This window comes from Bradyrhizobium sp. NBAIM03 (genome assembly GCF_020194055.1).
Classification (GTDB): domain Bacteria; phylum Pseudomonadota; class Alphaproteobacteria; order Rhizobiales; family Xanthobacteraceae; genus Bradyrhizobium; species Bradyrhizobium yuanmingense.
Window position 1 is genome coordinate 1 of the sequence record NZ_JADYVS010000290.1, and the last position, 383, is coordinate 383.

General features: G+C 71.0%; 1 pseudogene. It reads left to right on the forward strand.

Annotation, left to right across the window (positions count from 1 at the left end):
• Window positions 1–383, forward strand: a pseudogene (locus tag I6F21_RS38560) (RpiR family transcriptional regulator); the annotation flags it as partial.

The following is a 383-nucleotide window of genomic DNA, read 5'->3' on the forward strand; positions in this document are numbered from 1 at the left end:
CTCTCCCAGCGTGCCGCTGAACTGCGCCCCGCCGAGCAGAAGGTCGCGCAGACCGTCCTGAGCGACATTGCAGAAGCCGCCGCCGGCAGCATCCAGACGCTCGCCGAGCGTGCCGGCGTGAGCGAGGCAAGCGTCACCCGTTTCGCCAAGGCGATGGGCTGCCGCGACGTGCGCGAGCTCAAGCTCAAGCTAGCGCAGGCAGCCGCAGTCGGCCAGCGCTTTCTGGATGGCGGCGCGGACCGCCCGCCGTCCAGTGCAGACGGCATCCTGGCCGACATCAGCAACGTGCTGGAGGCCAACCGCGCCCTGGTGCAGCCGGAGGCATTCCGCGCCGCGGCGGTCGCACTGGTGGCGGCGCGCATGATTGCCGTGTTCGGCATGGG